The organism is Streptomyces sp. 8L, from assembly GCF_020176795.1.
In the GTDB taxonomy this organism is placed as follows: domain Bacteria; phylum Actinomycetota; class Actinomycetes; order Streptomycetales; family Streptomycetaceae; genus Streptomyces.
On record NZ_JAIUKE010000533.1, the window covers coordinates 1 to 7535 of the forward strand.

At 72.5% G+C, this 7535-nt stretch carries 4 protein-coding genes; 2 read left to right on the forward strand and 2 right to left on the reverse strand.

Annotated features, from left to right (window positions below; genetic code table 11):
- The coding region (locus LCE31_RS33440; protein WP_225021186.1) for a M81 family metallopeptidase at positions 1 to 1552 on the forward strand (1552 nt) is incomplete at its 5' end.
- A gap of 77 nt (positions 1553 to 1629) precedes the next feature.
- On the opposite strand, the gene LCE31_RS33445 is transcribed toward LCE31_RS33440, so the two are convergent.
- Positions 1630 to 2148, reverse strand: a complete 519-nt coding sequence (locus LCE31_RS33445) for a CGNR zinc finger domain-containing protein (RefSeq protein ID WP_225021188.1) — start codon at positions 2146 to 2148, stop codon at positions 1630 to 1632.
- Between the two features lie 376 nt (positions 2149 to 2524).
- On the opposite strand from LCE31_RS33445, the gene LCE31_RS33450 reads away from it, so the two are divergent.
- Positions 2525 to 4111, forward strand: coding sequence for a GH39 family glycosyl hydrolase (locus tag LCE31_RS33450; RefSeq protein ID WP_225021190.1), 1587 nt, complete (start codon positions 2525 to 2527; stop codon positions 4109 to 4111).
- Between the two features lie 79 nt (positions 4112 to 4190).
- Here the strand turns inward: LCE31_RS33450 and LCE31_RS33455 are convergent, their stop codons facing one another.
- On the reverse strand, positions 4191 to 7331 hold the full coding sequence (locus LCE31_RS33455) for a GH92 family glycosyl hydrolase (protein WP_225021192.1): 3141 nt from the start codon (positions 7329 to 7331) through the stop codon (positions 4191 to 4193).
- Positions 7332 to 7535: the final 204 nt, after the last annotated feature.

A 7535-nucleotide genomic window follows, 5' to 3' on the forward strand; every position in this document is an offset into this window, starting at 1 on the left:
CCGACTGCGCATCGCGATCGGCGGGATCGGCATCGAGTCCTCGACCTTCTGCCCGCACCGCCCCGCGGCCGACGACTTCTGGCAGACCCGGGTGCAGGACCTCCTCGACCGCTACACGTGGACGCGGCCGGACTCCGACCTGGCGGAGCTCGTGGAGTGGGTACCGCTGCTGCACGCGACGGCGCTGCCGGGCGGCCCCGTCGAGGCCGACTCGTACCTGCGGCTCAAGGACGAGCTGGTGGAGCGCATCCGCTCCGCGGGCCCGCTCGACGGCATGGTCTACGACCTGCACGGAGCGATGAGCGTCATCGGCCTCGACGACGCGGAGGGCGACCTCACCGAGGCCGTGCGCGCGGCCCTGGACTTCGTCGGCACCCCGGACGACCCGGCGCACGGCAGCCCGCTGGCCTCGGCGGCGATGGACCTGCACGGCAACGTCTCGCGCCGCTTCGCCGAGCCGCTCGACCTGCTGACCGCGCACCGCATGGCGCCGCACGAGGACGCCTGGGACACCCGCGAGCGGGCGGCCCGCAAGCTCGTGGAGCGCCTCCTGCTGCCCGAGGGGCGCCGGCGTCCGCACCGCGCCTGGGTCCAGGTGCCGGTCCTGCTGCCCGGCGAGAAGACCAGCACCCGGCTGGAGCCCGCCAAGGGCCTGTACGGGCGGCTGCCCGGCATCGAGGCCGAGCCCGGCATCGTGGACGCGGCGATCTGGGTCGGCTACGCCTGGGCCGACCAGGCCCGCTGCCGCGCCGCCGTGGTGGTGACGGGTGACGACGCCGAGCTCGCGGCGGCCAGGGCCGAGTCGCTGGCCCGGCAGTACTGGGACGTGCGGCGCGACTTCGTGTTCGTGGGCCCCACCGGCAGCGCGGAGGAGTCCATCGAGCGGGCCGTGGCGTCCGACAAGCGCCCGTTCCTCATCTCCGACTCGGGCGACAACCCCACGGCGGGCGGTGCGGGCGACCTCGCGTACATGCTCGGCAAGCTGCTCGAACGTGAGGAGATCGCCTCGGGCAAGGTGACGGCCGTGCACCCGGGGATCATGGACCCGGCCGCGGTGGCCGCCTGCTTCGAGGCAGGCGTCGGCGCGGAGGTCACGCTCGGGATCGGCAACAAGGTCGACACGACACAGGGCGGCCCCTACCCGCTGACCGGCACGGTCACAGCGCTCCAGCGCGCCGCGGACACCGACGGCGCCGGGGGCGGCGCGTACGACCGCGGCTGCGACATGGCCGCCATCACCAGCGGCGGCCTCACGGTCGTGGTCACCGAGCGCCGCAAGCCCTTCCACACGCTCGCCGACTTCATGGGTCCTGCCCGGGGCGGTCTCGGCATCGACCCGCGGACCTTCGACCTGGTGGTCGTGAAGATCGGCTACCTGGAGCCCGAGCTGTACGACATGGCCGCGGACTGGCTGCTCGCGCTGACGCCCGGCGGGGTCGACCAGGATCTTCTGCGGCTCGGGCACCACAAGGTGGCGCGCCCGCTGTACCCGTTCGACGAGCACGCCTACGAGGACGGCGAGGGCCCCGACCTGACGCCCGTCCTGCTCTGACGCGGCCTGCTCCGACCTGCTCCGGCCACGGCCGGGCTTCGGCGGGCGGGGGCGGCCCCGGTGCGGTGCCGCCCCCGTCAGCCCGCCGCGCTCCCGCCGGACCCGGTCGCCCTGCGGGCCTGGTGGCGGCGCGCCTTGAGACGGTTTCCGCAGGTCGCCATCGAGCACCAGCGGGCCGTGCCGGCGCGGCTGCGGTCCAGCAGGAAGAGGCGGCACTCCGGGTTCGCGCAGGGCCGCACCCGGCCGGGCAGCCGCTCCGCGAGCTCCGCCCAGGCCAGCACCGCCCGCACGGTCAGGGCCCGGTCGCCTGCGACGTCGAGCCGCCAGGCCACGCCGTCCCGGCCCACCGCGGGCCGCTTGACGACGCCCTCAAGGAACGGGCCGAGCGCCTCGGGGTCCCGCTCGCCGCGCACGACCGCCTGGAGCAGCCCCCGCAGTTCCCGCAGCCGCTCCGGAGCGCCCTGGTCCGCGCGTCCGCCGTGTTCCACGATCCAGGCGCGCGCCGCGTCGTCGCCGGCGAGCCGGTCGGCGGGTACGCCCTCCACCACAGGGGTCGTGTTCAGCAGGTCCATCAGCAGCGCGCTGTCGTCGTCCATCCGCGGCCCCTCCCCTTCTCCGGTCGTTCCGGGCCTTCCGGTCCTTTTCTCCGGGCTCTCCCGGGGTCTCCCCCGCCGGTCCCGGAACCTTTCGCGAATCCGCCGGCCCGTCGGACCGCCCTCCGGGCCCGCCACGCTAACCACTCTAGTCGAATGAAAGAGTTAGCCAGGCCGCGTCCAAGACCGGCGCTCCGGCCAGGCCGCGAGCCCCTGCCAACTATGTCGGCTGCATCTTGCCGGGTACGCGCGGTGATCCGTAGGCTCGCGGGCCGTCAGCAACCGCTTTCCCCACTTCCCCACTTCCCCGCTTTCTCCGTTTTGCCGCTTTCCCGCTTTCCCCCGCTTCCTCCCGACGACCTGCCGCAAAGGACCAGCCATGGCCATCAGCATCGCCGCGGACGCCGCGCGTCCCGGCTCGCCCCTCGCGCACTCGTGGTCGGAGGTCGTCGGTGCGGGCCGGGCCGCGGAGGGGCTGCGCGCGGGGTGGCAGGAGCACCTGAAGGACGCCGCCGGGCGGTGCGGTTTCCGGTACGTGCGGTTCCACGGCCTCTTCCACGACGACATGTTCGTCCTGCGCCAGGACGCGGCGGGCCGGATCTACCACACCTTCCACTACGTGGACGATGTGTTCGACCGGATGCTGGAGTCCGGTGTCCGGCCGTTCGTCGAGTTCGGCTTCTCACCGGGTGCGCTGGCCCGCGAGCACGCGACGACCTTCTGGTGGGGCGCCAACGGCGCGCCGCCCACCGACATGGCGGCCTGGACGGACCTGATCACCGCGACCGTGCGCCACTGGATCGGCCGCTACGGGGCGGACGAGGTCGCGCGGTGGTACTTCGAGGTGTGGAACGAGCCGAACCTGCACAACTTCTTCCGCGGCACCCGAAGTGAGTACTTCGCGCTGTACGAGGCGACGGTGCGCGCCGTGAAGGCGGTGGACCCGCGGCTGCGCGTGGGCGGCCCCGCCACCTCCAACTTCGTACCGGACGCCCGGTTCGCGGGCGAGCGGGAGGACACCGCGCAGCACGCGGTGGTGCTCGACGCGGAGAACCTGGACGCGCTGGACTGGCGCCCGGTGTGGCTGGAGGAGTTCCTCGCCTTCTGTGCCGCACGCGGCCTGCCGGTGGACTTCGTGTCGACCCACCCCTACCCCACGGACTGGGCCCTGGACGGACACGGCGGGCAGCACAAGGAGTTCGTGCGCGGGTCCGACGCGACGGTCAGGGACCTGCGGCTGCTGCGCGAGATCGTGGACAGCGGCCCCTACCCGGACGCGGAGATCCATCTCACGGAGTGGAACTCCAGCCCCTCGCCGCGCGATCACGCGCACGACCACATGCCGGCGGCGACGTTCGTCGTCAAGTCCCAGGTCGAGTCGGCGGGTCTGGTCGACTCGCTGGCGCACTGGGTGTTCACCGACGTGTTCGAGGAGGGCGGCGCGGGCGACGGCATCTTCCACGGCGGCTTCGGCATGGTGACCTACCAGGGCGTGCCCAAGCCGGTGTTCCACGCGTACCGCATGCTGCACGCGCTCGGCGACGAGCTGCTGGGCCGCGCGCCCGGCGCGGTGGCGACCCGGCACGGCGGCACCGGCGCGCTGGCCGTGCTCGCCTACCACTATCCCGAGCAGCAGCGCTCCGCACCGCCGAAGGCGGCCGTCCGCGACGAGGCGCTCGCCGTGCAGCAGGTGGGCGAGGACACCCCGCTGCGCGTGGAGTTGCGCGGCCTCAGGCCCGGCGCACGGATCGTGGTGGAGACCCTCGCGGTGGGCAGCGGTGACGCCACGACGGCCTGGCGGGCGATGGGTTCGCCGGACTTCCCGACCCGCGAGCAGACCGCGGAGCTGCGCGCTGCCGCCGAGGACGTGCGGCGCCGCGAGCTGGCCGCGGACGGCGCGGGGACCTTCGTTCTGGCGGAGACGGTGACGCCCTGGAGCGTGGTGCTGGTACGCGAGGAGCGCTGAGGGCGAAGGCCGGCCCCCGCTTTGGGAGACCGGCCTCCGCCGTGCGGGAGGAGCTCGCTCAAGGCGGCCCTCCCGCTGTTCAGTTGTCGTCGGGGCAGAGGTGCAGGGCGAGCACACCGTCGCCGGTGACGGAGGTGTGGACCCGTCCGATCGTCCCCGTGTCGCCGCTGTTCGCCAGACGGAAGTCCGTCCCGGCGTTCTCACCGCCCGCGAAGGCCGCGTCGTCGACCGTGAAGGTGGCGGTCTTCCATGTGTCGGTGCCCGTCTTGGCCACCGGCGCGGTCGACTTGTAGGCGTTGCCGACGGCGTCGTACTGGAGGGTCCAGCTGCCGGTGCCGTGGTCGTAGTAGTCGACGGTCACCGTCGCCCTGTACGTCCCGCCGGGGACGGTGGTGTTGTCGATGTCGAAGTACTCGAACGGCGAGCCGTCCGTCGTGGAGCGGCCCGGCCGGCCGCCGACGGTGACGGGGGTGGTGTGGCCGTCCCCGTTGTCGCGGAGTTTGAGTCCGCACTCGGTGTCCGTGCTGCCGAGTGTGTCGCAGGCGGTGGCGGCACCGTCGGCGGCCGGCACGGTGATCACGGCGGCGCCACCGGGCAGCGCCTGCCCGCGGGCGGTGCGGAAGGTGATCGTGACCGGGTGGTAGCCGGACGGTGTGTCCTGCCCGACCTTGATCGTGACCGGCGTCTTCGCGGTGGCGGCATGCCTCAGGTCGAGCGTGCCGGAGGACGGGGTGACACTCACCCCCGCGACGTCGGAGTGCGCGCTCCAGCCAACCCTGCCCGCGCCGCCCGCGAGCGTCGAGACGCCGATGGTGGCGGCCAGGCTGGTGCCGCCGGGCGCCACCTGGGTACCGGTCGGGGTCAGATAGCCGATCGCCGGGCCCTCGTACGCGCGGTACGAGGGCGGCGCGTCCGCGGCCGAGGTGGCCCGGTGCGTGTCGGGCCGGGTGGACAGCGCGACACCGAGATCGCCGCCGCGGGTGGCGAACGAGGCGGGCAGCGCGGTCGATTCGTACGAACGGCCGTTCAGGGTCATGCGGGTGACGTACGGGGCGTCGGTCGCCGCCTTCGGCGCGTCGATGACGATGTGGTGTCCGGTGCCGAGGCTGATGTCGGCGGCTCTGAACAGCGGGCTGTTGAGCGCGAGCGTCGGTGTGCCGGGCGTCGCGGGCATCATGCCGAGCGCCGCCCACACGTACTCGGACGACAGGGCGCCGTTGTCGTCGTTGCCCGGCAGGCCGTCGGGCTCGGTGGTGAACAGCTCGGTCTCGAACCTGCGGGTGACCTCCTGCGTCTTCCACGGCTGGCCCACGTAGTCGTACATCCACGGGGCGGTGGTGTCGATCTCGTTGCCCGCCCAGTCGTACGGGGCGTTGCCGCCCGCGTTCAACTGGCTGAAGAAGGTGTCGAGGCGCGGGATCACCTTGTCCTTGCCGCCCATCGCGGCGACGAGGCCCGCGATGTCCTGCTGTACGGACCAGTTGTACTGGGCGGCGTTGCCCTCGTCGTAGCCGTCCTGGCCGAAGGCGCCCGCGGGCGGCGTCCGGAAGCCGGGGCCCGCGGGGAAGGAGCCGTTGTCGTCGCGGGGGCGCAGGTAGCCGGTGGCGGGGTCGAAGATGTTCTGCCAGTTCTGGCCGCGCCGGGCGTACTCGGCGGCGGTACCGCGGTCGCCCGCCTTCGCGGCGAGCTGGGAGATGGTGAAGTCGTCGGTGGCCCACTCCAGGGTCTCGGACGCGCCCTGGAGGCCGTGGTCGCCCTGCGAGACCGCGTCGTTGGGCGCGTATCCGAGGCGTACGTAGTCCTCGACGCCCGGCCGTTCGGTCCAGCCCCAGCCGACCTTCTGCGAGGTGGTGGCGCCCTTCTCCATGATGGGCAGCGCGTCCTTGATGTCCACGCCCTTCGCGCCGAAGGCGACGTACTGGGCGAAGAGCGGCACCCCGTTGTCGCCGTTCATGACGTTGCCTGTCATGTTCTGCGAGGGCCACTTCGGCCACCAGCCGCCCTGCTGCTGGGCGTCCCGCAGCAGGGAGTTGGCCATGTCGCCGGCCTTCCGCGGATAGATCATGGTCTGGAGCGGGGCGAGCGAGCGGTAGATGTCCCAGTCGGAGAAGGTCGCGTACTGGGTGTGCCCGGGTGCCACGGTGTGGATCTTGTCGTCGAAACCGATGTAGCGCCGGTCCACGTCGTTGAAGACGCTCGGCGACTGGAACGAGCGGTACAGCGATGTGTAGAACGTCGTCAACTGGTCCTTCGTGCCGCCGCCGACGCGCACCTTGCCGAGCACGCCGCGCCAGTCGGCGCGGGTCCGCTCCTGGACCTGCCGCACGTTCCAGCCGGGGATCTCCGCCGCCATGTTCTTTGCGGCGCCGCCCGTGCTGACGTACGACATGCCGACCTTCGCCGCCACGGACGCCGTGCGGGAGGTGTCGAACGTCAGGTACGCGCCGGAGCCGGCGCCCTGCGCGCTGTCGGCGCCCGCGGTGACCCGGCCGCCGCCCCAGGTGCCGTGGGCGGTGAACGGCCGGTTGAAGGTGATGTCGAAGTACATCGTGTACTGGCTGTTGTTGCACAGGCCGTGCGGGGTCGTGGTGCCGCGCAGCTCGTGGTCGTTCACGACCTGGACCCGGGCCGCGAGGTCACCGCCCAGGCTGGTTCCCGACTTGACGAGGACCTGCGCCCGGCTCCCCTTCGGGTACTGGAAGTTCGCGATGCCGGTCCGGGTGGACGCGCCGATGTCGGCCTGGACACCCGAGTCCTTCAGCTTGACGGAGTAGGCGCCGGTGGAGGCGTGCTCGTCGTCGTGGGAGAAGTGCTCCGTGCGGGCGGCCGGGTCGTCGCCCACCGCTCCGGTGACCGGCAGGATCGGGATGTCGCCGAACGACGAGCAGCCGCCGGAGAAGTGGTCGAGGCTGAAGCCCTTGATGGTGTCCGAGGTGTACTCGTAGCCGGTGGCACCGCTGGTGGTGTCGGGGCTGAACTGCATCATGCCGAAGGGCGCGGTGACGCCGGGGAAGGTGTTCTCGGCGTCGACCCCCTTCTTCGTCCCGATCATCGGGTCGACGTAGGCCGTCGGGTCCTGCACGAGGGACGTGTGCCCGGAGGCCAGCGCCGAGGTGTGTCCCGGCGCCGCCGAGGCCGTCGCCGGAACGGCCGTCACACACGCGGCGATCGCCACCGCGCCCATCCCGAGTCTGCTCCATTTGCCGCGTGGTCGGTGCACCGAGGCCTCCCTGTCACGCCCTGCGTCCGCCTGCTCTGGGTGACATCGTTGTCACCCATCGAGGCAGTCTTGTCGGGCACTGATCACCCGTCAAGGTGCGGGACGGAACCCTGATGCGCCGATTCGTCCGCAGACGGCACCCGCCTGGCCGAGGCTGCCGCCGCCGGAGGTGGGGCCTGGGGGCGGCGTCGAGCCGGGGCCGAG

Bases quoted from the DNA above. Each gene is read 5' to 3' on its own strand.
- LCE31_RS33445 (WP_225021188.1), bottom strand. From the start codon at position 2,148: ATGGACGACGACAGCGCGCTGCTGATGGACCTGCTGAACACGACCCCT.
- LCE31_RS33450 (WP_225021190.1), top strand. From the start codon at position 2,525: ATGGCCATCAGCATCGCCGCGGACGCCGCGCGTCCCGGCTCGCCCCTC.